Raw genomic sequence first — 225 nt, forward strand, 5'->3', positions numbered from 1 at the left:
TGGTTTTGCATGGCACGGTGATTTTCGATTTTGACTACGACTTCGCTGTGACTGACTTGCAAATAACGAATATTGGCACTGCCGACCATGGGAACTATGCGACCAAAAGCTTGACTCCATAATCGCGTACGCAACGCTTTCGGCAAGCGTGACGTGGTTTTTACAAGTTTTGATAAGCGATTGGCCTTTGGCATAGTTACCTCAAATGATCAAACAAGAGTATTA

The 225-nt window shown here is 44.0% G+C and carries 1 protein-coding gene; it reads right to left on the minus strand.

Annotated elements, in window-relative coordinates; translation table 11 throughout:
- Positions 1-194: hypothetical protein (locus tag RRF55_RS28550; RefSeq protein WP_439419377.1), on the minus strand; the 194-nt coding region annotated here is incomplete at its 3' end.
- Positions 195-225 lie beyond the last annotated feature (31 nt).

Origin of the sequence: Klebsiella sp. K47, from assembly GCF_051858335.1 — a bacterium.
Taxonomy (GTDB): Bacteria; Pseudomonadota; Gammaproteobacteria; order Enterobacterales; family Enterobacteriaceae; genus Klebsiella; species Klebsiella pneumoniae.